The following is a 26,846-nucleotide window of genomic DNA, read 5'->3' on the forward strand; positions in this document are numbered from 1 at the left end:
ATGAAGAATAATAAAAAAAGAACTGGGGTTCTTGCAGGTTTGCTTGCAGGAGCACTCTTAATAACAGGAACACTTGCTTGGCAAGATGTGAGCCAACATAAAACAAACAAATTTACGACAACTTCGGTTGAACACAACGTAACACTCGTGGAAACATTTGAAGAAGTTTCAAACTGGCGCAAAGGAGAAGGCAAAGTAAATGAAATTGCAGTCAGAAATGGACAAGAAACAGATGATGTAACGCAGTATATTTACGAAGATGCATATGTTCGTCTACAACTTAAAGAGTTTATGGAAATCATGAACAAGTCCTATATCTATAGTGAGAAACGCTATATGGTCGATGAGAAAGGGAATTTCAATCGCTTTGAAACGTTGGAACTTGCTCAAGAGTTCATGGTAACACTCGGTGAAGATGCACCTGAAGACGGACGTATCGAAGAAGTCACTGGATTCTTCGACAAAGACGAAGAAGGGAATGCAAAAGGATTCTTCTATATTGCAACCCAACAAGCAGATAAAAATGGTCAGTATGGTAAATTTGTCGTGATGAGCGAAGTTATGGGCGAGGGCGATGTCCTTGTTGAAGGAAGTGTTAACCAAAATCATTCATCGGACGATCAACACAACTCAGCAATTGTTGATGAAGAAACAGGTGCAATTGACTACAACGTTGATGAAGATCAATACACAACACACTTATGGGGTGCGGGTGACAATATGTCAGCCGAAGGCAATCCTTTCACCCAATATGTAAAATGGACATTTGGAGCTGATGTAATCAAAATGGCCGACTGGAATGGACAACCTACAGCAAAATGGATTGTGGATACAGATTCAACAGAAGGATATGTTTATTGGGGAGAGAAATTGACCCATGGGACAGATACGGCAATAACACCAAAATCACTGACAACAAATCTACTCGAAAAAGTAACACTGTTGGAACAACCTTATGGTGCAGCAGAATACTACATTCATGTAAACATGGACGCTGTCAACCTTAAAGATGTCGCGAAATGGGACGATGCACCTGAGAAAATCAAATTAGCTTATGCAGGGAAAGATGAACTTTCATTAGCTCAAAAGGCAATGGAAGCAGCGCTTGAGCAATTAGAAAAATACGATTTAGAATCGTACCCAACTCAAGCAGGTAACGAACTTAATGCATTGTACCAAGACGCTAAAGAACAACTTGCAGGGGGAACATTTACAGTTGAAGAATATGTAGCCTTACAAAAACAACTCACAGAGGCGTTGGAAAAGTATGAGAATGACCCAGTATCAACAGCGAAGCGAGATTTAAATCAAGAACTTGAAAATGCGAAGAAAATGGATGTCTCAGATAAGACAACAGCCAGTGCAAAGGCATTTAACGATGCTCTAGCAGTAATGCAAACATTAAACGATGACATCAATGCGAGCGCTGAAGATATGAAAACAGCACAAGACGCAATGGCAGAAGCAATTGCTAACCTCGCGATTCGCTATTTACCGGTAGTTAACGGAGATCGAGTCGAGAATTATGCGGGACACAATTGGACCGTTATTTATCGTGATGAAAAAACAGGTTCTGCAATGATGATTGTCGATGAGCTAACATCGGATGATTTCAAGGCAATGGGAATAAAAGCAGATGCAGAGCCAAATAAAATGAAAATTACGGATACAGTCACAGAAATTTTTCCTGGATACGAAAAATCAAAGATGAAACTTGTTGACGATGCATTTACAAAAGCGTTTATCGAAAACCTCGATGAACGAGCAATTTTACCAGTTAAAATACCGGTTGAAAATACAGAAAATGCAGATTGGGCAACTCGTAAAGAAGCACCAACTATAATTAATAAAGAAAGCGGAAGAAAACAGGCATTTTCATTATCCATTTCAGATATTAATACATATGGGATCCAAGTCTCAAAATTAGTTGAAAACACGAGTCAAACGGGATTCACGAGATTTAGATCAAATGGAATAATCGGTACTAACACCGAAACGAAGGAGAAATATGTTCGTGGGTCAAGTGTTGACATGAGCAAAATTGAATTAACTGGAAATGCCGGAATTAATAACCCAACACAAACAGTTCGACCTGTAATTTGGGTTGCTGGTTTTGATAATTAATTCAAAAATGAATGGAGAAAAATGAAAAACAATAAAAAAAGAACCGGAGTCCTTGCCGGATTACTTGCGGGGGCACTCTTAGTAACCGGAACGCTTGCTTGGCAAGATGTGAGCCAACATAAAACAAATAAATTTACGACAACTTCGGTTGAGCACAACGTAACACTTGTAGAAACATTTGAAGAAGTCTCAAACTGGCGTAAAGGTGAAGCCAAAGTAAATGAGATTGCAGTCAGAAATGGACAAGAAACGGATGATGTAACGCAGTATATTTACGAAGATGCATACGTTCGTTTACAACTTAAAGAGTTTATGGAAATCATGAACAAGTCCTATATCTATAGTGAGAAACGCTATATGGTCGATGAGAAAGGGAACTTCAATCGCTTTGAAACGTTGGAACTTGCTCAAGAGTTCATGGTAACACTCGGTGAAGACGCCCCTGAAGACGGACGTATCGAAGAAGTCACTGGATTCTTCGACAAAGACGAAGAAGGGAATGCAAAAGGATTCTTCTATATTGCAACCCAACAAGCAGATAAAAATGGTCAGTATGGTAAATTTGTCGTGATGAGCGAAGTTATGGGCGAGGGCGATGTCCTTGTTGAAGGAAGTGTTAACCAAAATCATTCATCGGACGATCAACACAACTCAGCAATCGTTGATGATGAAACAGGTGCAATCGACTACAACGTTGATGAAGATCAATACACAACACACTTATGGGGTACTGGTGGCAATATGTCAGCAGAAGGAAATCCATTTACACAATATGTAAAATGGACATTTGGAACCGATGTAATCACAATGGCCGACTGGAATGGCCAACCTACAGCAAAATGGATTGTGGATACAGATTCAACGGAAGGTTATGTTTATTGGGGAGAGAAATTGACCCATGGAACAGATACAACTGTAACACCGAAATCGTTGACAACAAATCTACTTGAGAAAGTAACACTGTTGGAACAACCTTATGGTGCAGCAGAATACTACATTCATGTAAACATGGACGCTGTTAACCTTAAAGATGTCGCGAAATGGGACGATGCACCTGAGAAAATCACAAAAGCACATAATGGAATGGATGATCTTTCACTTGTCCTCAAAGCACTCACAAATGCAATCAATGAGGCTTCTGGATTTGAACTCGAAGGTTATACATCAGAAATTGCGACACAACTGGCAACTGCATTAGCAAATGCCAAGGTAGCAATGGATAATGAAAATGAAACGATTGAAAGTCTACAAAAGGCTTCATCAGATTTAGAGAGTGCACTTAAAGCGTTCAAATCAGATAATGTATTGGTCGCAAAATCAAAATTAGCAGAGACTTTAAACGAAATAGGTGAAATTGATTTAAGTGATAAAGCACCAGCAGGAGCAAAAAGATATCAAGCCTATTTAGATACAGCAAAAGCTTTGTTGGCTTCTGAAGATGCTAATATTACTGATCTTTCAAATCTTAGCGAGTCTCTGTTCTCCGAATCAAGCAAGCTTGTAACGGTGGTTGGACCGAAATTTAAAGATGGTAGAATCGAAAATTTTGCTGGACACAATTGGACCGTTGTATCTTATGACGAAGAGAATGGTCATGCAATCATAACCACAGATGTTCTAATGCAAGCAGAGATAGCGTCATACGGTGTAGAGACAAAAGAAGATAATAAAATGGCCTTTTCATCAGAGAAGAATCCTTCGTATGCATTATCAGCAGCAAAGAAAGTAGACGATGCATTCTTTAAAAAGTGGGTCGAGTCAGATGCAACTGCACTCAAGGCTGTTTTGCCAACTCAATTTACTGAAGAGACTCGACAAGAAGATACTTGGAAAACTCGTAAAGACCAACCAATTCAATATATCGAGAGTGGAAAGAAACAAGCTTTCACATTAGGAATATCGGATATTAATTATTACGAAATTAGTGCTGAAGATTTGGTCACAGAAAGTGATTTTATTATGCTACGGTCTGTTGGAAAAGCTGAAGGACAAATTGGATTTGTAACTAAAGTTGGTGGCCTTGCAACGGGTGCGTCGGACTATAGATCAAACAAAAATGTATCAATGATGATTACTGCATTACCAGCAAAATAAGGAGAAAAATGAAAAACAATAAAAAGAGAACAGGAGTACTAGTAGGTTTACTTGCAGGAGCACTCTTAGTAACAGGAACGCTTGCGTGGCAAGATGTGAGTCAACACAAAACGAATAAGTTTACAACAACATCAGTAGAACATAACGTGACACTGGTAGAGACATTTGAAGAAGTATCGAATTGGCGTAAAGGTGAAGCGAAAGTCAACCAAATCTCAGTTCGTAATGGACAAGATACAGATGATATTGCTTCATATATTTATGAAGATGCTTATGTCCGTGTGCAATTAAAAGAGTTCATGGAGATTAAGAACAAATCATATACTTATAGTGAAAAACGCTACATGGTCGATGAAAAAGGGAACTTCAAACGATTCGCGACATTGGAGTTAGCGCAAGAATTCATGGCAACTCTGGGTGAAGAAGCACCGGTAGATGGTCGTATCGAAGAAGTCACTGGACTCTTTGACAAAGATGAAGAAGGAAACGTAAAAGGATTCTTCTATATCGCAACTCAACAAGCGGATAAGAATGGTCAATACGGTAAGTTTATCGTCATGACAGAAGTACTGGGTGAAGGGGATGTCTTGGTTGAAGGAAGCATTAACCAAAATCACTCATCTGATGACCAACACAACAATGCAATTGTTGATGAAGAAACAGGTTCAATCGACTACAACGTTGATGAAGACCAATACACAACACACCTTTGGGGTGCTGGTGACAATATGTCTGCCGATGGCAACCCATTTACACAATATGTAAAATGGACATTTGGAACAGATGTTATCACAATGGCTGAATGGGATGGACAACCCACCGCACAGTGGATTGTCGACACAGATTCAACAGAAGGGTATGCATACTGGGGTGAAAAACTTGTTCACGGAACCGATGCAACTGCAACACCAAAATCAATCACAAACAATATCTTAGAAAAAGTAACGTTAATTGAGCAGCCTTATGGAGCGGCAGAATATTATATTCACGTAAATATGGATGCCGTTAACTTAAAAGATGTGTCTTTATGGGCAGATGCACCAGCGAAGTTCACGAATGCGATATCAGGAAAAGATCCAATATCAATGGCGTACAAAGAATTAGCTGAAACAATTGCTACAACTAAAACTTTGGATTTCAAAGTAATACCAGCTGATGCATCTTCAACACTTGTTACTGCAATTGCGTCAGCTCAATCGGTACATGATACTGATAATGCAACGTTAGCTGTACTCAAAGAAGCTACTAAGGAACTTCAGTTAGCCGTAGAAGCATACAATACTAACGAACTCGTTGTAGCGAAACGTCAACTGCTTCAATTACTGAATGAAGCAGAAGAAATTGATACAAATGGAAAATCAGAAGAATTAATAACAGCACTTTCAATTGCACATGATAATGGAGAGATGTGTTTTAATGATGGTGCAGCAGAAGTTGCACATGTTACAGAAGCAATTACAGATTTAACTGATGCACTTGCAGCGATCAAATCATAGAACAACTTTGATTTAGTCAAAATTGAAAAGCAAAAAGAGTGTCTAGAATCAATGTCAAGATTATCCCATCATAGTCTTGATATTATAGAAAAAATCTATATTAAGTATTCAATCATGCGTAAAATTACGTGTGATTTGAATGCTACAATATATTTGTAATAAATGAAGAATATAAATAATAAGTAATACGTTAACATGATGATTCATGTTGACGTGCGAGGGCTGTAATCGAATTACAACCTTGGCACGTCACGATGAATTGAAGAAAACAGGAGGTTTATGCATGCGCGATTATGACAAATTGGATAGACTGATGGATGAATTCATTCGTCAAAGTGAACTGAAAAAAGAACAATTGACTGAAGGTGCAGAGGAGCCTCTAAAATTTGATGCATCACCACAAGATTTATCAAAAAGTCAAAAAAAATCATGGTGGCAACCTATGAAACGTTCAAAAAAAGTGAAGTCTAAGGTGGAACCTCAGATTGCACCTTCTTCAAAAGAAACGACCGAGGTTGGTCGGGGAGTCAAAGCAGTCAAAGCAATAACGAATCTAATGTTCTATGTATTCTTAGCGATGGTTTTGATGGTTGTTGCATTTTCGATGCAAGATGGGAGTCGTTATGCAAGTGCAATGGGCTATTCACCATTTTATGTTGAAACGGCAAGTATGAACTCTGTTATTCCTCGTGGTTCATTGATTATCAGCAAACAGGTCGATGCAGAGTCACTTGTAGTGGGTGATGATATAACATTTTATGATGGTGTGAATACCCAATCAATGATCACCCATCGGATTATTAAAATCCATCCGAACTTTGAAAATAAAGGTCTCGCGTTTGAGACAAAGGGTGTCGATAATAAAGATCCTGATTTGGAAAAAGTACATGCAAAAGAAGTTGCCGGTAAGGTTGTTGTGGTTTTGCCAAGTGTCGGAATATATCTCAGTTATGTCAAGGATAACTTGGTAATGGTTATGGTATTTGTGGGGTTGATATTTGCAACGCTTCATACCACGTCTGTCTACTTACGTGAACGTCAAAATGAAAAACAGCAGTTAATACTGGAAAAGTAAGGAGTTGAATTAATGAGAGTGCAAAAAATAACAACGAGGTCATTTAAAGTCGTTCTTTTGATTGCGCTTTTAGCTCAAGTCGTTCTCGGTGTTCATGGATGGTTTGATGATTCACAACATAAGACAAACCGTTTTGTGCGAGGTTTTGATGCTCATGATGTGGTACTTACAAAGCGTTCGATTGCAGCGGACAGAACTGTGATTGATTTTAGTCTTGAAGGCGCTGAATTTGAACTTTACCGTGTTGATGCTGTCGATGAGAAAATCGGTACGACCTATACGACTGATGCCAATGGCGAGATTTGGATGCATAATCTTGAAGTTGGCGATTATTACTTTTTAGAAGTTAACCCACCTCTTGGTCACAGTTTCGATTTGGATAAAACAGGCAATCCGATACGGAAGTATACATTCAAAGTAGATACGCTTGAGCAGCCGGATGGACAACCCATTCATGTTGACGCATACAACATTCAAAATGATGTAGCGTTGGAAATTATGAAAACAATTGTGAATTCAAATGGAGAAGATGTCAGTGTTGAACAACAAGCAGAACTCTTTTCTTTTAAAGTTACGTTCAATGAGAAAATCGATGATGACGAAGCGATTGATACGAAAGATTATGTCTATTCGATTGATGGTGGTCCAAATCAAACCATAAAGAATGGTGAAATTATTCAGCTTAAGCATGGGCAGAAAGCAATATTTAAGTATCTTCCCTATGGCACGCGGTACGATGTTAAGGAACTCAGCGATCATGATTACACAATGTACTCATCGTTCGCCACAGGATTTGTTTATGATCGCCCTTTGGCATCCTTTGTCAACCAATCGCAAAGTGAATCGTTAGGAATTGTCGCGTTAACCAAGTATATTCGCAATCAAAGTGGCGAAGCGTTGACGGACGCTCAAAAAGAGAAACAATTTGAGTTTGAAATAACCTTCAGTGATGGTGGAACCTATCCCGTTGGGATTGGCAATAAGCCACTTGAGATGGTTTCGAGTGGTGGTACGATTCAATTGCGTCACAATGAAACGGCGTACATCTTTAAATTACCATTTGGAACAACTTATACAATTAAAGAAAAAGACTACAGTTCTGAAGGGTATCTTAGCCAACTGGGTGTTATAGAAGGACAGATAATTGTCCAAGATATGATGATTTATAACATTAACAATATTTATCAAGACGCCCCTGAAATTGAAAGTGGTTCTCTACTGATTGCAAAACGTGTTGTCTATACAACATTGCGTGATACGTTTCAGTTTAAAGTTGATTTTCAACCTGCTGGTAACTTTAAGTATCGTATTGATGATGGTGACCTTCTTGAATACAAGTCGGGTGATTCCATAGAGATTACTGCAGATCAGACAATTCTTTTTGAAGATCTTCCAATCGGTACCGTCTATAAAGTTACTGAATCAGAACACGATGATTACTTTGCGAGTGTATTAAGTCAAAGCGGTACAGTTTCTGACTATAATCAGACCGTTGTTTTCCGAAATTACTTTAAGAATCCAGACAAAGACCTCGTAAGCATTACGGTGACAAAAAAAGTTAGCGGAGTTACTACTGACAAAAGTTTTGAATTTATCATGAATTTCGACGATTCAAAAGAAGTCTTCACACTGAAGGACGGTGAGTCAAAAGAATTTCAGATGAGTCCGGGAACGGTGTACGCTGTCGAAGAACGGGACTACAGTAAAGATGGTTATGAACTTGTCATTACCAACAGTCATGGAACCGTAGAAACAAAGAAAAATGTGGAAGTCATTGCAACCAATATATTCCATAAAGAACTTGCGAAAGCACAGATCAAGGGAATCAAATCATGGTCAGTGGCACCGGGGTATGAAAATCGTATTCCAAGTGCAATAACCGTGAATCTTCTTAACGAAAACAACGAAGTTGTTGCAAGTACTATTGTCAAAGAAGATGCGCATGGAAAATGGGAATACGCATTTGAGGTTGCGCGTTTTGATGAGAACGGTGTTGAAATAGTTTATCACATTGAGGAAGAGCCGATTGACGATTTTATCGCAACGTATGATGGCTTCAATATCTTGAATACATTTACGGTGCCAACATCTTACCTTCCCAAAGTAACCAAACAATTAATTGGTGAAGAGCACACACATGTACCAGCTCAGTTTGTCTTTACAATAACTGCACTTGAAGGTGCACCGATTGTAAATAGTGGAAGTATCGCAATTGATGGATCGGGTGAAGCAAGTTTTGCCGCTTTAGAATTCAAACACGCAGGTACGTTTAAATATCGAATTGAAGAAAAGGTACAACGTCTCAAAGATTATACGTTTGACCGTAAACCAATAACACTCACAATAACAACGATCAACCAAGATGACGCGATTGTGATTGCAAGTGTGTCTTATGATAAAGAGGGATTCGAAACAAATGCGACAACCGGGTTGTTTATTAATACTTATACAGGGGCGATTAAACCTCCGGTAGACCCAGAAGAGCCACTTGACCCACCAACATATCCAGGAGATTTGCCCGCAACAGGATTGGCAGCAACAGGCTTCATGTTGCAAGGAGGAATTCTGACCATGGTGGGTACAAACCTTATTATTTACAGTCGCATAACAACAATACGCCGTAATAAAAACAAAAAAGAAGGAGATGATGGAGATGGCTCAAACTCATGAAGAATTAGAAACAAGTATCCATCTTGCTAAAATGGTAAAACAATTAATCAAAGAAAACAAAGCACTTCAAAAGGAAGTGGAAATACTCAAAGCACAACAAAGCCAACTTAAAGATAATCAAAGTATTGATGCTTTCTCAAGAAAACTTGAGGAACTGTATGAAATCAATCATTTGGTGGCGAATGTACTGCTTAAGAATAGTGCAATCCAAAAATAGACAATAAGACTCTTGAACAGATTAACAGGAAACTCACTGTATCACAGCAGCTTGTCATGACGACAATCAATACAGGAGGGGTTTATGATCCATATTAAAGAATTCAAACGATTTTATACGTTTAAGGTCGTTTTCGAAACCAACAGCTTTTCGCGAGCAGCTAAGATTCTGTTTCTAACACAATCCGCTGTATCCAACCAAATCAAACAATTAGAAAAAGACCTCGATCTACAACTCTTTAACCGCAATGGTCGTAACTTTATTTCACCAACCGCTGAAGGGGAAATACTTTATGATGAAGTGATTCGTCACTTCCAAGCATGGAGTACAACAATGCAGTTGCTTAATAAAGAGGCAGACCGAAATCAACATTGTACGATTGCGGCATCAGGATCATTTTCAATTAGCTATTTTCCCGAATTGATTGCCTACTTAATCAAACAGCACCCTAACGTTACGTTCACGGTTAACGAGAGCAATACAGAGACCATTTATAACGATGTTTTAAAACACGACGTTGATTTTGGATTTATTGAACGGGAGTTACCTGCCAATTCAAAACTTGAACAAACCGAGATAATGCAGGATCAACTTGCTTATGTCGGTGATAAGAAAAGTGACTTATGGTTAATCCGTGAGGAACACTCAGCGGATAATTTTTTCAACACGGCCTATTTGAATGAACACAATATCAATCCCGAGACGTTTGTGTATACCAATAACAATGATTTCACACTAAGGCTTTTAGACAATGGAACAGGGAATACAATCATTTCAATGAGTAGTATTAAGCGATACTATCCACATTGGCTAAAGGATAAGAGTAGGGTTATTATACCGCTCAAAGGGAACTACATGCGAAACTTCTATTTGTTGGGAGGAAACCGTGCAATTGGAATGCATGGAGAGATTTATGAGTCTATAAAAGCGTGGGCACTCACACAAGAGCGCAACGAAGCAATTCACTAATCAAACGCAAAAATCTGGAAGCATCCAGTCTTTTTGTGCATCACACACCGCATAGGATAAACACATATGTTATACTTTGTTTACACATGAGGGGACACTCAAATGATACAAACAAAAGAATTCAAACGCTTAATTGCCTTTAAGACGGTCTATGAATCCAGTAGTTTTTCTAAGGCAGCAAATACTCTTTTTTTAACGCAATCGGCAATATCGAGCCAAATTCAGCAACTTGAGGAAGAACTGCAAGTAACACTTTTTGACCGTAAAGGTCGCAACGCCATCACACCAACAGAAGCGGGTCGTATTTTTTACGATCAAGTTCGTGAGATTCTCGAAGTGTGGCATAATGCGATGCAAAAACTCTCTGACCAATCTGAATACCGAAAGAAATGTACGATTGCGGCATCCAACTCGTTTTCAATCAGTTTTATGCCCAGTCTGATTGAATACCTGGCCGAGAAACATCCAAACATTGAATTCAATGTCATCGAAAGTAACTCGGATTCAATTTATAATATGGTGTTACATCGTGAATATGACTTTGGTTTTGTAGAACGTGCTTTGCCAAAAAACTCTAAAATAACTCAAATGCAAGTTCTCAAAGATCCATTGGTTCTTGGTGGTGACCCGGGAAGCAAACTGTGGCTTACGCGCGAAAACCATTCAGCAATGAACCATTTTAATTATATATATCTTCAAGAGAATGGTATTATTCCCGAAAATATTATGATAGCCAATACCAATGACTTTATTATTAGGATGTTGGAATCGGGTCAGGGGCGATCCCTTGTCTCAAAACGTAATCTGAAAGGTCATGATATTCCGTATGAGGAAATAGATTCCAGATACGAACGTGATTTTCATTTGCTCATCCCCAATCCCGCAACGACAGTTTATGAAGATGTTTGGGCAAGTATTGAGAAATGGTGCAGTGAAATACGCAATGAGGCATTGGGTGCGAATGTAATTAATTCAGATAAGCAAAATACCGAAGTGGATCTATTCTAAGCGAGGGGTATCGTGTCAAAAATACACGGTATCCTTTTTTGTCGTTAAACTTGCATACTGGAAAGATCAAAGGGTACAGGATCCTTTGTTTGAGGTGTATAATGTTTAGAGAGAGGTGGCAGACATGATGAAAATTGAACACATTAAACGTGAAATTGAGAACGATAAAGAAAATATGCAATTCACTAAAATGGGATGGAAACCAATTCTTCGTGTGAGTGAAAATGCGCGTATATTAATTATCGGTCAAGCACCGGGGTTAAAGACACAAGAAGCCGAAGATGTATTTCGTGATAAGAGTGGTGATCGCCTACGCGAGTGGCTGGGTGTTGATGAATCGCTGTTTTACGAAAGTGGTTTAATTGCTGTTTTACCCATGGATTTTTATTTCCCAGGAAATGGAAAAAGTGGCGATTTACCACCCCGTAAAGATATAGCTGCTAAGTGGCACCCACAGCTGATCGCTGCGATGCCACATATTGAACTTACCATTCTCATTGGAATGTATGCCCAAAAGTACTATCTCGGTAAAAGTTCGCTGGGGAATGTAACCGAGAATGTACTTGGTTATCAACACTTTCTGCCGCGTTATTTTCCCCTTGTCCACCCATCACCACGCAATCAAATATGGATATCCAAGCATCCTGAATTTCTTTCAAAGATTATCCCTGAACTACAGTACCGTATTAAACGAATTCTTAGTGATTCGCATATGTAGTTCATATGAAGTTTCATAAAAACAACAATATTTAAGAAACCTCCATGATATACTGAAGATAAAAAGGGGGTCGCTTATGTATTCAATACTGCTGATTGAAGATGATGTCGATATTCATGCATCCATTGTTCATTTACTCCGTAAGGAAGGTTTTAATGTCCTTCAAGCGTATGATGGTGAAGCGGGATTGCGTATTTTTGAGACAAACTCCGTTGATTTGATCCTTCTCGACATGATGCTTCCAAAAATTCATGGGGAGCAGGTTTTAAGAGCAATACGAAGTTTGAGTGACGTGCCAGTTATTGTTATCAGTGCACTGACGGATGAACTCGTTCAATACAATGCATTCGAGAATCGGGTTGATGATTACGTTGTGAAGCCCTTTTCAATGAATATACTCAATTATAAGATTAAAGCGATACTGCGCAGAATTGGAAAAGTACAAGGGTCAGTACTTAATTATGAGAAGTTATCTGTTCATGTAGATGCTTACTATGCAACTTACGATGGCGACGAAATTACGCTGACTACCAAAGAATTTGAAATGTTGCAGTTATTGCTGATGAACTCAGGGCGTGTGTATTCGCGTGAAGAGATGCTTACGTTGCTATGGGGTTATGATTACTATGGCGATATGCGTAACATTGATGTCCATATTAAGAATCTTCGCAAGAAAATAGTTGTGGATTGTATTCGAACCATTAAGGGTGTGGGTTACCGTATTGATAAAAATGGGTCAAGCTTATGAAGTTGAAAGTTTTTCCGAAGATATTTCTCATTACATTTATCACGATATTAACGACCATCCTGCTTTTTTTCTATATTTTCCGACTGTTTTTCGCAAACTATCTGGCATACTATAATGAGCAGGCGTTTCATAAAATTGAAACCCAACTTGTTTCTGAGGTAACGGGTCAGTCGGTTTCAGATCTCATGGCGCAATCCTATTTCGAGAAATTTGAGCGGAAGCATGGTGTTTCAATTAATCTTTTGATTGGAGACGATACAGTGTATCCCCAATTCTTGAGCATCATGGAGAACCCAAATAATAATCATGAAGGGGATTCTTCATTTGTAGCAATCACAGGAGATGACTTTGATGCGATACACTTTTTTTGGAGTGATGGCGTGCAATATACACTCAAAGTTGTTTATCCAAGCGGAATTAGTGAGAATGATTTCTTTTCGGTATTCTCAAGTATTCTACCATTTATGATAGTTCTCGGGTTTTTGGTTTCACTTTTGATTTCCTATTTGTATGCCCGTCATAATGAACGCAAAATTAAACACTTAAATGGCATTATGAATGAGATGGCTGTATTTGAATACGATGGATTAAGGAGTCCGGTTGAAGGCGATGAGTTTTCACAACTCGAGAACCAGATTGATGCGATGTATCGTCAAATGACTGATGCGATGCATAAGAGTCGAAAGTTTGCGAAAGATCGAGAACTGTTTTTAAAGGGAAGTGTTCATGAGTTAAAAACGCCAATGATGTCGATGTCTCTTCGAATTGAAGCATTGTTGTTTGATGAATCACTGGATGAGCACCAATTAAAGATGGTCTACGACATGCAACATAAAATAAATCATATGAGCAAGCTCGTCCATGAAATTTTATCGATATCAAAACTTGAATCAATACTTAATGAGGCAACAATTCAGCCACACATGTATCTTGAGGAAGTTGTTGAAATCCATCGTTATTTACTTGAAGATAAAATGATGGAAGTTGAGATTGAATTCGACACATCGCAAATTCGGATGTCGGAAACTGATTTTATGAAAGTAGCGTCTAATTTATTAGGGAATGCTATAAAGTATGGTTGTGAATCCTCAACAATCAATGTTCACTATCAAAACCGTCGATTAAGGATTGAGAACTATCGTATGAATGTCATTGATCCTACGAAAGACTTGCTTAAACCGTTTGTTCAAGGCCATGACAGTACTGATGGTGAGAGTCATGGGCTGGGACTTTATGTTGTTGCGATGATTGCGCATAAGTATGATTATGGTCTCACGGTTGATAGTTCGGGAGAACGTTTTGTAGTTCAACTTGATTTTAATACCGATAATTCCAAAAATTACGCAAACGATTCAAAATAGAATCGTTTTTTTTTCCTTTACACACAGTTCATAGCGTCTTTACATTGGCTACATATTGACTTGATAAGATGTCTTTGGAAACGAGGTATTAACATGGGAGTCATTAAAAGAACATGGGTAAGTATTACCAAACGAAAGGGAAAAAGTCTAATTTTACTATTGGTTGTATTCGTAATCGCAAATGTCATTGCAGGAGCGGTTTCAGTAAACAATGCTTCAGAGCAATTGAATAACGTGATGAAAGGGCAATTGGGTGCGAAGGCACGCATTGAGCAGGATTTGAGTAAGATGGGGACAGCGGTATTCAAGCCAGTTACCGCTGAAGTCGCTGAGACTGTCGCAAAACTGACTCAAGTTAAAAGTGTCGATTACAGCATTGAGGTTGGCATGGGATCAGACAAAGTAAAGAGCTACAGCGTGGATAAAGATTATGATCCTGACGATGATGAATTTGCGTTCGCCCGTTTTAGTTTTAAAGGGTCAAACTCAAGTAAACCCAGTGACTTTGCAGCAGGTACTGCACAGTTACTCGAAGGCGTAATGCCATCAACTGAGAGGGGATCAAAGGAAATTATCATCACAAAGACTTTAGCAGAGAAAAACAAGTTAAAAGTAGGAGATACCGCAACCTTTTACTTAGGAAATGCAGTGAATGATGTAAAGAATCGTCGCTTTGATGTCAAAGAAAAAATCCCCTATGAGTTTAAGATTGTTGGAATCTACAACAAAGCATCGACATCAAGCGGACCCGATGCAGAATACAGCAAAGAGATAGATGCAAATACGATCTATACAAATTTAGGCATTGCTACCGAGATTGATGCTCTAAAGGCAAATTTTGATTATGCGCACGATACGCAAAGGACAAATGAAACATTAGAACAGTATCTTTCGTCAGTAACACCAACTTATGAATTGAAATCATCGGATGATATTGATTCGTTTATCGCAGAGGCCAGCAAACTCATCGATACCAATGGCTATAAAATTACATCGTCCAAAGATTCCTTCAAGTCAGTTTCGGGGTCAATTGCAAGTATGAAAGAAATATCGAATCTCATTCTTATCTTTGGAACAGGAGCTGCAATTCTAATTCTTACACTCGTTCTTGTCCTTTTCTTAAGAGAGCGAAAACATGAGTTTGGCATTTATCAAGCATTGGGTGAGGCCAAAGTGAAAACAACAGTGCAAGTCGCTTTAGAGGTCTTGATTATCGCCATGTTGGGAATCTCATTATCGATTTACTCGGGAAATAAATTGGCGGAGGGTCTTTCCAAACAAATGATCACAACACAGCTTGCAACGAAGCCTGAAGAGACGAGCAATATACCGGGATTTGTACCAATGGAAGAGGCACCATTATCAACGGTTGATGAAGCAGAAATTGCCAAGAATTTTGAAGTCTCCATTGATTCGAATTATATCATTGGATTGTACAGTCTTGTACTTGGTGCAAGTATGGTTTCGATTCTTATATCGGCGGGTTACATCTTAAGTTTGAATCCCCGTGAAATACTACTGTAGGAGGTAAATTATGTTAGAAGCAAAAGACGTATGTTTTAGTTACCGTGATGGTGAAAAGAGCAAGCAAGTATTGAGAAATGTTAACATGAATTTTGAAAAAGGAATATATTATGCAATTCTTGGCCGCTCAGGAAGTGGCAAAACAACATTGATGGCACTCTTGAGTGCCCTGGATTCTCCACAATCGGGATCGATTGCGCTTGATGGTGTCGATATTAAGAAAAAGGGTTTAAATCGTTACCGACGAAATTCAATTGGTATCGTGTTTCAACAATTTCATCTAATCCCCTATATGTCAGCGATGCAAAATATCCTTGTTGCTACATCGATTAGTGATAACAAAGCAATGAATAAAGCAGAAATTTATACGTTATTGAATAGCTTGGGTATCACTGAAGATAAAATGCATCGTCCGATTACACAGCTCTCTGGTGGGGAACAACAACGGGTTGGGATTGCACGTTCCCTCGCTACCAAAGTTGATATTATTATTGCCGATGAGCCGACGGGTAATCTTGATAAGACGACACAAAAAGACATTATTGCATGTTTTCAAAGGATGGCCCATGAAGAAGGGAAATGCGTTATTGTTGTTACGCACTCCCGTGATGTTGCCAATTCAAGTGATGTTATTTTAAAAATGGATGAAGGTTCACTAACAAGCGTGGATAAAAGATAGTCTCATCTTCTTATAGATTACGAAAAAAATGCCGCGTTTAACTTTACAGTTATCGCGGCATTTTTGGTGTTTCGGTATGAATTGTGACCATTAAAAAACCCACTTTAATAATAAAGTGGGTGCAATTTTCATATGGGGCGACCGACGGGGCTCGAACCCGCGGAATGCCGGTACCACAAACCGGTGCGTTAACCAACTTCGCCACGATCGCCATTTGCTTTGATATTATAGCCCAAACAAATTCAATTGTAAATAGGGTATATTAAAAATAGCCAAATATGATATAGTTACTATACAAATGGAGGATAAATCGCGATGAAAATAGCAGTTATTACAGATTCATCTGCAGGTGTATCGCAAGCACAGGCAGCGGAATACGGGATTTATGTTGCGCGTATGCCGCTAACAATTGATGGCAAGGAATATATAGAAGAAGAAGGCATCTCACGTATTGAGCTTATTGCAGCCATGCGCCGCGGTGCTAAAGTTAGTACTTCACAGCCACCATTGGGTGTGTTGATTGAAACATTCGAATCCTTATTAAAGGAGTACGATCATGTTATCTTCCTTCCAATTTCAAGTAAACTGAGTGGAACGTATCAAACGGCACTGGGTCTTGCAAGTGATTTCGACAATCGTATTACGGTTATTGATTCACAATTTGTTGCCGCACCCTTGTTGCTCTTATCTGTCGATGTTAAGAAAATGGCAGACATGGGAATGGATCCTCTAAAGATAAAGGAAAAGGTTGAGCGTGAGGCGGAAATGTTTGCACCACTGATTCCTGAAGATATTCAATATTTAAAGCGTGGTGGACGCATTACACCTGCTGCTGCAGCAATTGCAAACTTGTTGAAGATCATTCCGGTGTTGAAAGTTGCCAATGGTGAAATCGATGTTTTAGAAAAAGTGCGAACACATAAAAAGGCGCTTAAAGTTGGATTCGGTCATGTTTTCGAAGGGCGCAATATCGACGAGTATGAATGGATTGTATTGGATGGTGATTGCGATCCGAAGACATTTGAATCGCTTGTTGAAGATGTGGAGAAACACATTGGACGACCAGCAGTTCGTGAACTCTTGTATCCAATTGTGCTCGCACATACGGGTCCAGGATCAATTGCACTGTGTGCATATAAGAAATTAATTTAATAAAAGGAGTAATGTATGAATTTGATTGAAACAAACCTGGTGGGGGTTTTAGAAACAATAATAAGTGAAGAGTTCGGAATCGAAAAAGAACCGGGACTCGTCATGCTATCAATTCCCAATAATGCAGAGATGGGAGACTACTCGACAAACATTGCAATGCGCATCAACAAACGTGTAAGTAAGAGTCCGCGTGATGTAGCAGAAACGATTATCGCGCGCCTTGACGGCCACGAAATGCTCGTACGTGTTGAGGTTGCGGGTCCTGGATTTATAAACTTCTTTATGAAACCTGAAGTACTTGCAAGTGTTATCAATACAGTCATCGCTGCTGGTCCAGACTATGGTCGATCAAATTCAGGTGAAGGCATTCGCACGCTTGCTGAATACGTAAGTGCAAACCCAACAGGGCAACTTCATGTTGGTCATGCTCGTGGTGCAGCGTGGGGTGATTCATTGACACGTATTATGAAATTTGCAGGGTATGATGTTTTACGTGAGTACTACGTGAATGATCTTGGAAACCAAATTACAATGTTAAGTCACTCGCTTTATGCTCGCTATAAGCAAGCGCTTGGACATCAAGCAGAACTCCCTGAAGATGGTTACCATGGAGAAGATATAAAGCAAATCGCTCAAGACGTTATTGCACGTGTGGGGGATACTTGGCTTGATAAACCTGAGGCAGAATGGGTTCCATTCTTCAAAGAAATTGGTATTGAGTTCGAACTTGAACGCATTAAAAAAGACCTCGCAACATTTGGGGTATCCTTTGATTCATGGGTCAGTGAAAAATCATTGTACGATGAGGGTCGTGTTGAACGTGTTCTCAAAGACATGCGTGCCAATGGTGTAACCTACGAATTGGAGGGTGCATTATGGTTCCGTTCAACGGATTATGGTGATGATAAAGATCGTGTTCTTATCAAGTCAGATGGATCTTACACTTATCTTGTTCCCGATATTGCAAATCATATCTACAAACTCGAACGCGGCTACAACAAACTCTTAAACTTATGGGGTGGTGACCACCATGGTTACATTCCCCGTATGAATGCAGCGTTGGAGTCGTTTGGTTACAAAGATGTTATGGATGTCGATATTATTCAAATGGTTCGTCTTATCGAGAATGGTGTTGAGGTTAAGATGTCGAAACGTACTGGTAATGCAGTAGGGCTCGTTGATCTTGTCGATGATATTGGCGTTGATGCTGCGCGCTACTTCTTTACAAGTCGTGCGTTACAGACTCCCCTTGATTTTGATCTTGGACTCGCACGTAGTAAATCAAATGACAACCCTGTGTTCTATGCTCAATATGCACATGCTCGTATTTGCTCAATCTTGCGCCAAGCAGATAATGTAACACCTGTTGAAGAAATTGGCTTGTTAGTTCATCCAAAAGAAGTTGAATTGCTAAAGTACATCAATGAATTCAGTTCAGTTGTTGCCGATGCTGCGAAGAACCGTCAAGTTCATAAGATTCCAAACTACATTCAACAACTTGCAGCATTATTCCATACATTCTATGGAGAATTGAAAGTTAACGATCCAAGCAATCCTGAACTTTCAAATCAGAGATTAAATCTACTTGTTGCAACTAAAATAACATTGAGTAATGCGTTATCGCTTATCGGAGTTTCAGCTCCTGAGCAAATGTAATTGCATTTTAAAGTGTATGAGTGTATTATATAAGTGTTACAGGGGGTGAACGATATGTCACTTGGAAAAAGCTCTATCGCAATCTATCGTCAAATCATTGATTATTTTCGATATGAGATTGCGTCGGGTCGCGTAAAGCCTGGAGATCGCATTGACTCCATTCGCAACTTGGCACTCGAATTTAAGGTCAACCCAAATACGGTTCAAAAAGCATTGAACGAACTTGAGCGTGAAGGGTTGGTCGCAACAGACCGTACCAATGGTAAATTTGTTACCGATGATATGGAACGTATTGCTGCATTAAGAGGGGATTTGTGTCATGAAATCAGTGTAGACTTTGTGAACAAGGTTAAAGACCTTAACATGGAAGTTACTGAGATTATGGTACACATACAATCAGTATGGGAGGAGAAGAAATAATGGATATGCCGTATCTAAGTCTTCGAGGTCTCCAAAAAGCTTATGGGAATACACCCGTAATTAATAATGTTAACCTCGAATTGACTGGTGGAAAAATAATTGGACTCTGTGGTCCAAACGGTGCTGGTAAAACAACACTCATTAAAATGATTATGGGGTTACTTCGCGACTATCATGGCGATATCAAAGTACTTGGGGATGATATCGGACCAAAGTCAAAAGCACGTATTTCATACTTGCCAGATGTCGAGTACCTCGACCCACGCGCGACAGGATTATCAACCGCGAAGCTCTATCAAGATATGTATGCAGATTTTGATTTGCACACATTGGAAGACTTGTTTGTTAAAATGAAACTTGACAGTTCAATGCCTGTTTCAAAAATGTCAAAAGGGATGCGTGAGAAATTCCAACTTGCTTTGTGTCTTTCACGTCAAGCCGATATTTATATCTTTGATGAGCCGATTGCAGGTGTTGACCCTGCTTCACGAGATTCAATTATTGATACAATTTTGAGCAACTATACAAAAGATGCTCTACTCATTATCTCAACGCATTTAATTGCCGATATTGAACCTGTTTTGGATGAAGTTGTTTTCTTGAAAGATGGCGCAATCTACCTTCATGAAAACTGTGATGATTTGCGTGAAGAACGTGGAGCATCAGTCAATGATGTATTCAGAGAGGTATTCAAATGGTAGGAAAATTAATTAAAAATGAAATTAAAGAAAATGTAAGTTTATACACTCCGGTGTTTATTATGACTTTAATCGGTGGCGTTGCCTCGATCTTGCTAGGCATGCGATTCCGTTCAATGTCAAGTTCAAGCTTCAATGGTGGCGAATTATTTATTGGCTTAGCCATTATGATTATCTACACACTTCTGATTGCTTCAGCAGTAATGACAATCCGTGCAATGATTATCATGTTGTACCACAGTTTGTATAAGAAGAATGCATACCGCGTCTTCACATACCCTGTTTCATCGACTGAACTTTTGGTCTCAAAAGTTATTGGTGTGACATTTTGGACAATTGTATCATCATTATTCATTGTTGGAATTTATGTTGGGGCACTCTTACTAACGTTCAATGACTTTAATATTATTGGCGCATTTGTTGAAATATTCTCAGAGCTTCGTTTCATACTCTTTGAATCAGATTCACTCATGTCTTCAATTATCTTGATTGCCAACTACGTATTTAGTTCTTTTGCAACAATTTCGTATATTCTTCTTGCAGGATCAATTGCGAACTCAAAATACATACGTCGTGGTCGTGGTTTGTATACATTCCTAATTTATTTTGGAATTACAATCGTTGTCTCAGTAATTGGAAATATGATTGCACCAACAACCATTAGTTCATATTCAATGAGTCGTGGATTTATTACGGATGCATCACTGATGTTGAGTTTACTTCGTCATGTACTCTTTGCAACGCTTTCATGTGTCGGAACAATATGGATGTGGAATAATAAACTCGAAATCTTGAACTAAAAGTTCTGAAATTTAACCTTCACTTGAATTATGAGTGAAGGTTTTTCTTTGTCACTCAGCATGAGCATTCGAGAAATAAAAAAACTCTTGGCTTAAATTCCAAGAGCCTATTCGTACGAAAGTGACGACGTCATGTAGACTTCGTGTTTGAGCGTGAAAGTTGTCAGTGTTGTACCACTAAGGTAACCATATGTGTTGGGGTGCCCTTCTTTAGGTAGGGCAATGGATCCGGGATTAAAGAGCATAACACCATCAACATCGTTCATCGTTGGAATATGCGTGTGTCCGGAAATAAAGAGACGTGATCGCTTCTTAGGGCCGTCATCGACAGGATTTAAAAGGTGTCCATGCGTGATGTAAGTTGTAATGTTATTTAGATTTGTGACAGTGTAGTCTTGCATCATTGAGAAATTCAATAACATTTGGTCGACTTCAGCATCGCAATTCCCACGCACAGCAAGAACCGGAACTGACAGTCCATTCAATTGATCTGCAACCTTTTGAGGATTGTAATCCTCTAATATAGGATTACGCGGACCATGGTATAGATTGTCACCAACAAGCACAACCATATCGTATGGATACGGTGTATTTAATACATCGCGAAGGCGTTCATGACTGCCATGTATATCAGAAATAATGAGTATATTCATAAGAATCCTCCTTGTAATATCAATTATAACTCAATTTTGTGTTCTTGTGTTTTTACAATTCACAGAATTGACATAAATGAGCGTTTCCTTTATGGTAAAATAACAACAGGAAGTGAAAAGAAAAATATGAAAGACAAACAAAACAAAAAAGGATTTTTAATGTGGTTTGTTGTACTCATGTCGGTGATGATACTTGTGGTCGGGGGATTCTACTTGTATCGTGGTTACCAAGCACGGGTTAACATCGATAATACAACAACAATTAGTGATAATAGTTACTATACACTAAGAGGAAATGCGACAGCATATCAGAAAGAAATCTATAAGGAACTTTCCGATGAGTTAAATAAAGATGTTCGCGATGATAATAAGGCAGTTGAATTGGTTGCGAAGAACTATGTCGCTGACTTTTTTACGTGGTCAAATAAACTGCGTTTCAATGATATGGGTGGAGCACAATATATAAACCGCGATATCCGTAAATGGGTTTATGATAAAGCATTGGATACTTTCTATAATGATATGTATTACTATTTAGAAAAAGGGCAAGTTAAAGATACACTTGAGGTTACCGATTCTGTTGCGAGTGTCAAAAATGTTAAATTTGTAACAGAAGAAGAACACTATGATAGTGAACTGGAAGAAATGGTGCCTGCAGTTGAAGTCGATGCATTTGAAGTTACAATTTCATGGACTTACAAAGATTCAAGTGTTGTAAGTATTGCTGATTTTCAAAAGGAAGCAAAGATCATTGTGGTCAAAGACAGCGATGGATTATATTCAATCGTGGAGGTAAGTAATGGAAAAACCCAAGAAAACCCTGAAGCTTAAAGAACTCTTTAACAATCCCATTGTTGGTGTTGTGATTGTTCTTTTAGTCAATATCGTCATTGCTGCAATCATTGTCCTTGCAGGACGCTATATTAAAATACATAGCCAATACTTTATGTTAGGAATTGGTGTTTTAGTCATCATGGCTCTCATTATTAATACCTTGTTTTTAATTGGTTATGTTAAACAAATTAAGATTTTCCGTCACATTCTAATTTACTCGGGTGTTTTAGTCTTGTTAATTGGGAGTGTAGGAACATTCTACTTGTATAAAACTGACAGTTTAATTAATCAAATTGTGAACCAAAATGAAGCGGAAACTGTTGATTATGTCGTTCTTTCGTTTGAACAAGGAAAGACAACAGATGATCTTGGCGATCAGAAACTCGGTTATGTCAAAGGCAAAGATACAAGCTACAGTGAATTGCTTAAAGAATCTGTAAGACCATATTCTCGTACAGTCGAATATGTTGAGTATGCAACAGAAGTGGAATTGCTCGAAGCAACTCTAGAGAAAGAAATTCATTTTGCGGCATTACCGAAGAACTATCGAATTTATGCTGAGAACTTTACAGAAGATCGTAACCCGTTCCAAACTACAACCGAACTCTTCACATTCTCAACAAAAGTTGAACATACAATTTCAAATGTGGATGTGCTCCAAGAACCATTCAAATTGTTAATGCTTGGAATCAATGATGAACTTGCCGATTCCATAATTTTAGCAACGTTCAATCCACAAACACTCAAAGTAACAATGACAAGTCTTGCACGTGACTCATTTGTACCCATTGCATGTCAAGGGGATCAACGCGACAAGTTAAACCATGCCCGCGGCGTGAATCGTCAGTGTATTATTGACACTGTCGAAAACTTCTTGGATGAAAAGATTGATTTCTACTTTGAAACAGACTTCTATGCGCTCGTTAAAATTGTTGACGCATTGGGTGGTTTAGAGATTGAATCTCCGGTAACATTTGCCGGTTCATTCCCATTAGAAGGTGAGTATGATGACTATGGTTACCCTGTATACGAAGGGGTTACTGTTCCAGAAGGCAAAAACCTTCTGACTGGTAAGCAAGTGTTAACCTTTGCCCGTGAGCGATACGCTTTCCCGGATTCAGACTTTACACGTCAACGTAACCAACAATATGTTATTAAAGAAGTTGCAACCAAAATCATTGCAACACGCGACCCAAATACGTTAATCAAAGTTCTCGAGGGTGCAAAAGATAATATTAAGACAAACCTGACGGTTAATGACATATCAGCCTTGATGGGATATGCCATTCAAAGCTTGGATACATCCCCTTTAGAACCAATGGATACCTTTAGAATTGTCTCGACACAGGTTATGGGACAAGGAAGTACCCGTCCAAATGGTGCTTCGGTAATTATTCCATACTATACAGAAATGCAAAATGTTCGTGATCTTATTGATATGAACGTGGTTGTAGAACCCGTGCTTAAGAATGCGCAATCGTTTGAGTTCTCCTACCTTGATAAATACAATGCAGCTACTGATTTTGACGGTTACCGTGAAAATACTGGCGAATTGTATACAGGTGGTCAAGTTGATACAGAGGAACCAGAAGTTCCTGAGGAAACACCGGTTGAAGAAACACCCGTTGAAAATACGGATGTCACAGTTCCGGATTTTGGAAGTATGACTCGTGATGCAATCTTAGCTTGGGGTGCAGAAAACAGTGTTGACGTTTCTTTTGGAGAATACCCAACAAGTGAAGCACAATATACGGATGGTCAGTTCTGGTCGCAATCGGCTGGAGCGGGATCTGTTATTCAAAAAGGTGGCGCTATTACAATCACCTATATCGTGAAAACAGAAGAAGAGGCTCCTATAATCCCACCTGATGAAGAGACTCCTGAAGAACCAGGAACTGATGGCGAAGGCGGAGATGTGAAACCAACACCCAATCCATAATGGGTTTAGAGGGTAGTGCGACTACCCTCTTTTCAATAGAGTGTGTTATGTGATAGCACATGGAGGTTAGCAATGGCAAAACAAAGAAGAAAAAGACGCAGTTTTATTTTCGATATTCCCCTTGTGGGAATGCTCATCGTATTGATGGTTAATGTGGTGGTTGCAGCAGTGATTATACTTGCAGGACGCTACATTAAAATACACACGCAATACTTTATGCTTGGAATTGCGGTCCTTATGGTTGTAGCTCTAATTCTCGACCTGCTGTTTTTAATTGGATTTGTGAAACGCGTATCGGCATTCCGTCGTCTTACCATCTACTTTGGTTTGATTGTGATTGCTGTGGGTGGCGTTGGGACGTATTATCTTTACAAGACAGATAATATTATCAATCAAATCATCAATCTAACAGCGCAAGAAAGTGTGGAGTATGTTGTTGTATCTTTTGACAAAAACCTAACAACATCTGACATGGATCATAAAAAATTGGGATACATTTCCAGTATCGATCCAACGTATAAAGAAGTTGTGAAAGAAAGTGTTTCGGCATACTCACAAACAGTCGAGTTGGTTGAGTATAAGAACAGTGTTGATTTGTTGAAGGCAAGTCAGCGTCAGGAGATTGCATTTGCTGCATTACCAAAAACATACAAGCGGTTGAGTGATGATTTTGCACAAGATGATAATCCCCTTGAGAATATTGCAGTTCTTTTCCCATTTAAAACAGAAATTGAACAAAATAGCAGTACCGTTGATGTTCTTAAAGAACCGTTTACGTTGTTGATGTTGGGTAATAATGAAGATTTATCCGATTCAATCATTCTGGCAACATTCAATCCAAAGACATTGCGTGTCACGATGACCAGCCTTGCCCGTGACTCATTTGTTCCCATTGCATGTCGTGATGGTGAGCGTGATAAGTTGAACCATTCGCGTGGTGAGAGTCGCCAATGTATTATTGATACCGTGGAAAACTACTTGGATGAAGAGATTGATTTCTATTTTGAAACAGATTTTTATGCCTTGGTAAAAATAGTTGATGCATTAGGGGGACTTGATATTGAGTCACCAGTTACTTTTGCAGGGTCATTCCCACTTGAAGGCGAATATGATGAGTATGGCGAACCTGTCTACGAAGGCATAACAGTTCCAGCAGGACTTAATCATCTTGATGGGAAACAAGTGCTTACGTTTGCGCGTGAACGTCATAACATTGATGGTGAGGACTTTGGTCGTCAAATGAATCAACAATATGTTATCAAAGAAGTTGCCACAAAAATAATCAGTACACGTAATGTGAATACTCTGGTTAATGTTTTGGATGCTGCAAAAGATAATGTAAGTACAAACCTATCTGTAAATGATATTACCGCCTTGATGGGGTATGCAATCCAAAGTTTGGATAGCTCGCCACTTACGCCAATGGAAACATTCCGCATTGTCTCAACACAGATCGCTGGAGATGATGATGTCAGACCCAATGGCGCAATGGTAATTATTCCTTATTTGAGTCAAATGCAAAATGTTCGCGATCTCATTGATATTAATGTGCGTCACGAACCCAAACTATTGAACAATACATCGTTTGAATTCTCATATACAGATAAGTACAATGCAGCTTTAGATTTTGATGGATACAGAGAAAATGAAGGCGAACTCTATATCGGCCAAGAAATAGAATACGAAACACCATCAAACAACAACACTTCAACATCAGAGAAACCATCGGAGAATGGTTCAGTTGTCGTGCGTGATTTTAGTGGATGGTCCGATGAAGAGATATCTTCGTGGGGGTCAGAGCGGGGAATCGCAATTACGTTTGGAACCTATTCAACATCTGATGAACAATTTAATGAAGGTCAGTTTTGGTCACAATCCGTTACACCTGGAGAAACAATCTACAGTGGCGACAGTATTCATATCGATCGTGTCGTAAAGGTTGGTGGCGAACAGCCGGTGGACGATGAAACAGATGAAGAACGTAACGATGATGCATAAGATGTGAAGAGAG

Annotated in this window: 22 protein-coding genes and 1 tRNA gene; 21 read left to right on the top strand and 2 right to left on the bottom strand. The window is 39.0% G+C overall.

Going from position 1 to position 26,846, the window contains the following annotated elements; genetic code table 11:
• The 13 genes from G7062_RS03210 to G7062_RS03270 all read left to right on the top strand — a co-directional run bounded on the left by G7062_RS03210 (position 1) and on the right by G7062_RS03270 (position 16,683).
• Entirely contained in the window at positions 1 to 2,124 is a 2,124-nt protein-coding gene (locus G7062_RS03210) for a hypothetical protein (protein WP_166064489.1), read from the top strand.
• 21 nt (positions 2,125 to 2,145) lie between these two features.
• A complete protein-coding gene (locus G7062_RS03215; protein WP_166064490.1) occupies positions 2,146 to 4,218 on the top strand; it encodes a hypothetical protein in 2,073 nt (690 codons plus the stop codon).
• A gap of 8 nt (positions 4,219 to 4,226) precedes the next feature.
• Entirely contained in the window at positions 4,227 to 5,714 is a 1,488-nt protein-coding gene (locus tag G7062_RS03220) for a hypothetical protein (RefSeq protein ID WP_166064491.1), read from the top strand.
• A gap of 283 nt (positions 5,715 to 5,997) precedes the next feature.
• The gene (locus G7062_RS03225) at positions 5,998 to 6,789 is read left to right on the top strand and encodes a signal peptidase I (RefSeq protein ID WP_166064492.1); all 792 of its coding nucleotides are present in this window, start codon (positions 5,998 to 6,000) and stop codon (positions 6,787 to 6,789) included.
• 12 nt (positions 6,790 to 6,801) lie between these two features.
• A complete protein-coding gene (locus G7062_RS03230; protein ID WP_166064493.1) occupies positions 6,802 to 9,459 on the top strand; it encodes a DUF5979 domain-containing protein in 2,658 nt (885 codons plus the stop codon).
• Entirely contained in the window at positions 9,443 to 9,676 is a 234-nt protein-coding gene (locus G7062_RS03235) for a hypothetical protein (protein WP_166064494.1), read from the top strand. The genes G7062_RS03230 and G7062_RS03235 overlap by 17 nt, the downstream gene beginning before the upstream one ends.
• An 84-nt stretch (positions 9,677 to 9,760) precedes the next feature.
• Positions 9,761 to 10,645 carry a LysR family transcriptional regulator gene (locus G7062_RS03240; protein WP_166064495.1) on the top strand — a complete coding sequence of 295 codons (885 nt, stop codon included), beginning with the start codon at positions 9,761 to 9,763 and terminating at the stop codon, positions 10,643 to 10,645.
• Between the two features lie 102 nt (positions 10,646 to 10,747).
• The gene (locus G7062_RS03245) at positions 10,748 to 11,653 is read left to right on the top strand and encodes a LysR family transcriptional regulator (RefSeq protein ID WP_166064496.1); all 906 of its coding nucleotides are present in this window, start codon (positions 10,748 to 10,750) and stop codon (positions 11,651 to 11,653) included.
• 124 nt (positions 11,654 to 11,777) lie between these two features.
• Positions 11,778 to 12,371, top strand: coding sequence for a uracil-DNA glycosylase family protein (locus G7062_RS03250; RefSeq protein WP_166064497.1), 594 nt, complete (start codon positions 11,778 to 11,780; stop codon positions 12,369 to 12,371).
• Positions 12,372 to 12,447: 76 nt separating this feature from the next.
• Positions 12,448 to 13,119, top strand: a complete 672-nt coding sequence (locus tag G7062_RS03255) for a response regulator transcription factor (protein ID WP_166064498.1) — start codon at positions 12,448 to 12,450, stop codon at positions 13,117 to 13,119.
• Positions 13,116 to 14,480 (top strand): HAMP domain-containing sensor histidine kinase, encoded by a 1,365-nt coding sequence (locus G7062_RS03260; protein ID WP_166064499.1) that lies wholly within the window; start codon positions 13,116 to 13,118, stop codon positions 14,478 to 14,480. Before G7062_RS03255 ends, G7062_RS03260 begins: the two co-directional genes overlap by 4 nt.
• 93 nt (positions 14,481 to 14,573) lie before the next feature.
• Positions 14,574 to 16,004 (top strand): ABC transporter permease, encoded by a 1,431-nt coding sequence (locus tag G7062_RS03265; protein ID WP_166064500.1) that lies wholly within the window; start codon positions 14,574 to 14,576, stop codon positions 16,002 to 16,004.
• Positions 16,005 to 16,014: 10 nt separating this feature from the next.
• Positions 16,015 to 16,683: an ABC transporter ATP-binding protein gene (locus G7062_RS03270; protein WP_166064501.1), complete on the top strand. Its 669-nt coding sequence runs from the start codon at positions 16,015 to 16,017 to the stop codon at positions 16,681 to 16,683.
• 133 nt (positions 16,684 to 16,816) lie between these two features.
• Here the strand turns inward: G7062_RS03270 and G7062_RS03275 are convergent.
• Positions 16,817 to 16,894 (bottom strand) — tRNA-His (locus G7062_RS03275).
• A 104-nt stretch (positions 16,895 to 16,998) separates the two neighbouring features.
• Between G7062_RS03275 and G7062_RS03280 the strand changes: the two genes are divergently transcribed.
• From G7062_RS03280 to G7062_RS03300, 5 genes are read left to right on the top strand one after another with little or no spacing between them, the layout of a single operon-like run.
• Complete coding sequence (locus G7062_RS03280) at positions 16,999 to 17,835, top strand: DegV family protein (RefSeq protein WP_166064502.1); 837 nt, start codon at positions 16,999 to 17,001, stop codon at positions 17,833 to 17,835.
• Positions 17,836 to 17,850: 15 nt separating this feature from the next.
• Positions 17,851 to 19,491 (top strand): arginine--tRNA ligase, encoded by a 1,641-nt coding sequence (gene argS, locus G7062_RS03285; RefSeq protein WP_166064503.1) that lies wholly within the window; start codon positions 17,851 to 17,853, stop codon positions 19,489 to 19,491.
• A 54-nt stretch (positions 19,492 to 19,545) separates the two neighbouring features.
• Positions 19,546 to 19,911, top strand: coding sequence for a GntR family transcriptional regulator (locus tag G7062_RS03290; RefSeq protein ID WP_166064504.1), 366 nt, complete (start codon positions 19,546 to 19,548; stop codon positions 19,909 to 19,911).
• On the top strand, positions 19,911 to 20,612 hold the full coding sequence (locus tag G7062_RS03295; RefSeq protein WP_166064505.1) for an ABC transporter ATP-binding protein: 702 nt from the start codon (positions 19,911 to 19,913) through the stop codon (positions 20,610 to 20,612). Before G7062_RS03290 ends, G7062_RS03295 begins: the two co-directional genes overlap by 1 nt.
• The gene (locus tag G7062_RS03300; protein WP_166064506.1) at positions 20,606 to 21,409 is read left to right on the top strand and encodes a hypothetical protein; all 804 of its coding nucleotides are present in this window, start codon (positions 20,606 to 20,608) and stop codon (positions 21,407 to 21,409) included. The genes G7062_RS03295 and G7062_RS03300 overlap by 7 nt, the downstream gene beginning before the upstream one ends.
• A 107-nt stretch (positions 21,410 to 21,516) precedes the next feature.
• On the opposite strand, the gene yfcE is transcribed toward G7062_RS03300, so the two are convergent.
• Positions 21,517 to 22,062, bottom strand: coding sequence for a phosphodiesterase (gene yfcE, locus G7062_RS03305; RefSeq protein ID WP_166064507.1), 546 nt, complete (start codon positions 22,060 to 22,062; stop codon positions 21,517 to 21,519).
• A gap of 126 nt (positions 22,063 to 22,188) precedes the next feature.
• Here yfcE and G7062_RS03310 point away from each other — a divergent pair, with 126 nt between their 5' ends.
• From G7062_RS03310 to G7062_RS03320, 3 genes are all read left to right on the top strand, one after another.
• Complete coding sequence (locus G7062_RS03310) at positions 22,189 to 22,893, top strand: hypothetical protein (protein WP_166064508.1); 705 nt, start codon at positions 22,189 to 22,191, stop codon at positions 22,891 to 22,893.
• Positions 22,862 to 24,835 carry an LCP family protein gene (locus G7062_RS03315; protein ID WP_166064509.1) on the top strand — a complete coding sequence of 658 codons (1,974 nt, stop codon included), beginning with the start codon at positions 22,862 to 22,864 and terminating at the stop codon, positions 24,833 to 24,835. The genes G7062_RS03310 and G7062_RS03315 overlap by 32 nt, the downstream gene beginning before the upstream one ends.
• Before the next feature lie 72 nt (positions 24,836 to 24,907).
• Complete coding sequence (locus G7062_RS03320; RefSeq protein WP_166064510.1) at positions 24,908 to 26,833, top strand: LCP family protein; 1,926 nt, start codon at positions 24,908 to 24,910, stop codon at positions 26,831 to 26,833.
• The last annotated feature ends 13 nt before the right edge of the window (positions 26,834 to 26,846 follow it).

The sequence above is a fragment of the Erysipelothrix sp. HDW6C genome (assembly GCF_011299615.1).
Taxonomy (GTDB): Bacteria; Bacillota_I; Bacilli_A; order Erysipelotrichales; family Erysipelotrichaceae; genus Erysipelothrix.

Excerpts from the sequence above, each read along its gene's own strand:
- G7062_RS03210 (WP_166064489.1), top strand. The coding sequence starts at position 1 with ATGAAGAATAATAAAAAAAGAACTGGGGTTCTTGCAGGTTTGCTTGCA.
- G7062_RS03215 (WP_166064490.1), top strand. The coding sequence starts at position 2,146 with ATGAAAAACAATAAAAAAAGAACCGGAGTCCTTGCCGGATTACTTGCG.
- G7062_RS03220 (WP_166064491.1), top strand. The coding sequence starts at position 4,227 with ATGAAAAACAATAAAAAGAGAACAGGAGTACTAGTAGGTTTACTTGCA.
- G7062_RS03225 (WP_166064492.1), top strand. The coding sequence starts at position 5,998 with ATGCGCGATTATGACAAATTGGATAGACTGATGGATGAATTCATTCGT.
- G7062_RS03230 (WP_166064493.1), top strand. The coding sequence starts at position 6,802 with ATGAGAGTGCAAAAAATAACAACGAGGTCATTTAAAGTCGTTCTTTTG.
- G7062_RS03235 (WP_166064494.1), top strand. The coding sequence starts at position 9,443 with ATGGCTCAAACTCATGAAGAATTAGAAACAAGTATCCATCTTGCTAAA.
- G7062_RS03240 (WP_166064495.1), top strand. The coding sequence starts at position 9,761 with ATGATCCATATTAAAGAATTCAAACGATTTTATACGTTTAAGGTCGTT.
- G7062_RS03245 (WP_166064496.1), top strand. The coding sequence starts at position 10,748 with ATGATACAAACAAAAGAATTCAAACGCTTAATTGCCTTTAAGACGGTC.
- G7062_RS03250 (WP_166064497.1), top strand. The coding sequence starts at position 11,778 with ATGATGAAAATTGAACACATTAAACGTGAAATTGAGAACGATAAAGAA.
- G7062_RS03255 (WP_166064498.1), top strand. The coding sequence starts at position 12,448 with ATGTATTCAATACTGCTGATTGAAGATGATGTCGATATTCATGCATCC.
- G7062_RS03260 (WP_166064499.1), top strand. The coding sequence starts at position 13,116 with ATGAAGTTGAAAGTTTTTCCGAAGATATTTCTCATTACATTTATCACG.
- G7062_RS03265 (WP_166064500.1), top strand. The coding sequence starts at position 14,574 with ATGGGAGTCATTAAAAGAACATGGGTAAGTATTACCAAACGAAAGGGA.
- G7062_RS03270 (WP_166064501.1), top strand. The coding sequence starts at position 16,015 with ATGTTAGAAGCAAAAGACGTATGTTTTAGTTACCGTGATGGTGAAAAG.
- G7062_RS03280 (WP_166064502.1), top strand. The coding sequence starts at position 16,999 with ATGAAAATAGCAGTTATTACAGATTCATCTGCAGGTGTATCGCAAGCA.
- argS (WP_166064503.1), top strand. The coding sequence starts at position 17,851 with ATGAATTTGATTGAAACAAACCTGGTGGGGGTTTTAGAAACAATAATA.
- G7062_RS03290 (WP_166064504.1), top strand. The coding sequence starts at position 19,546 with ATGTCACTTGGAAAAAGCTCTATCGCAATCTATCGTCAAATCATTGAT.
- G7062_RS03295 (WP_166064505.1), top strand. The coding sequence starts at position 19,911 with ATGGATATGCCGTATCTAAGTCTTCGAGGTCTCCAAAAAGCTTATGGG.
- G7062_RS03300 (WP_166064506.1), top strand. The coding sequence starts at position 20,606 with ATGGTAGGAAAATTAATTAAAAATGAAATTAAAGAAAATGTAAGTTTA.
- yfcE (WP_166064507.1), bottom strand. The coding sequence starts at position 22,062 with ATGAATATACTCATTATTTCTGATATACATGGCAGTCATGAACGCCTT.
- G7062_RS03310 (WP_166064508.1), top strand. The coding sequence starts at position 22,189 with ATGAAAGACAAACAAAACAAAAAAGGATTTTTAATGTGGTTTGTTGTA.
- G7062_RS03315 (WP_166064509.1), top strand. The coding sequence starts at position 22,862 with ATGGAAAAACCCAAGAAAACCCTGAAGCTTAAAGAACTCTTTAACAAT.
- G7062_RS03320 (WP_166064510.1), top strand. The coding sequence starts at position 24,908 with ATGGCAAAACAAAGAAGAAAAAGACGCAGTTTTATTTTCGATATTCCC.